Genomic DNA, 1,229 nt, shown 5'->3' on the forward strand with positions numbered 1-1,229 from the left:
TGTAGGCTTCCCCTTCTTAGGACACCTCTAAATTCGATAAATAATTATTATTTAGGTCAGATTTGATGAAGAATTTAAATTCTTCATCAAATCTGGGCTTGAATTCTTTAGGTGATATATTACCTAATGATTTATGCGGATGGTTAAAATTATAATCCTCCCGCCAGTTATCGCTTATTTTTTGAAGCTGATAAATGTCATTGAAATAATAGGCATCCAATATGTCTTCTCTAAAAAAACGATTAAATCGTTCTATATATCCGTTTTGCATTGGCTTTCCCGGTTGTGTATATTTTATTTCTATAAAATTCTTTTTACACCAGTTCATAAAAGTCTTAGAGGTAAACTCCGGACCATTATCACACCTCACGTATTTAGGTATTCCTATTTCATCTTTTAAATGATCCAATGTTTCAATTACGGCTCTCGCTGGATAAGAAAGTCCTGCATCTATTGCTAGAGCTTCCCGATTACAATCATCTATAACATTAAATACACGCAACTTTCTGCCATCGGTAAGCGCATCGCTCATAAAATCCATACTCCAGCACTCATTTAGTGTTAAAGGTGTTTCCAAAGGTTGTTTTATACGTTTGACCAAACGCTTTTTATGTTTACGGCGTAGACTGAGTTTCATCTCGCGGTACACACGTAACACTCGTTTTCTGTTCCATTTTAAGCCTTCACGACGGATCTTGTAATAATATTCATCAAAACCTCTAGTTGGGTATGATTCCGCTAATGCTGTTAGCTTATCAATAACCTCGCTATCATCTTTCTTACTTTGGTAATACCACATCGATCTACTAAGGCCTACAACTTTACAGGCACGGATGATAGGAACTACAAACGTTTTGATAAGATACTTTACACGAACTCTCTTGTCGGAAGGCTTTAGAACTTTTTTGATAATACGTCCTTTAGCATCTTATTATCAAGACTCACATCGGCATACATCTGTTTGAGCTTATTGTTCTCTTCTTCAAGCTCTTTTAAACGTTTAAGCTGCTGTTGTTCCATGCCTCCGTACTTCTTGCGCCAATAGTAGAAAGTGCTTTTATCTATTCCTAATTCTCTAGATAAATCACCTACAGATCTTCCTTGTTCATTTTCCTTAAGAGCTTTAATAATCTGGCTCTCGCTAAATTTGCTGTTTTTCATCGTGACAGTTTGAATTTAAAGTTAGTAAATTCGAATTATGAACTGTCCTATTTTTAGGGAAGCCTACA

Annotated in this window: 2 protein-coding genes; both read right to left on the bottom strand. The window is 35.6% G+C overall.

Features of this window, described 5'->3' with window-relative positions:
* Positions 1-16 precede the first annotated feature (16 nt).
* A complete protein-coding gene (locus Q4500_RS18595) occupies positions 17-913 on the bottom strand; it encodes an IS3 family transposase (RefSeq protein WP_368389788.1) in 897 nt (298 codons plus the stop codon).
* Positions 895-1,161, bottom strand: a complete 267-nt coding sequence (locus Q4500_RS18600) for a transposase (RefSeq protein ID WP_034669045.1) — start codon at positions 1,159-1,161, stop codon at positions 895-897. Before Q4500_RS18600 ends, Q4500_RS18595 begins: the two co-directional genes overlap by 19 nt.
* Positions 1,162-1,229 lie beyond the last annotated feature (68 nt).

This window comes from Maribacter sp. 1_MG-2023 (assembly GCF_030547005.1).
GTDB lineage: Bacteria > Bacteroidota > Bacteroidia > Flavobacteriales > Flavobacteriaceae > Maribacter.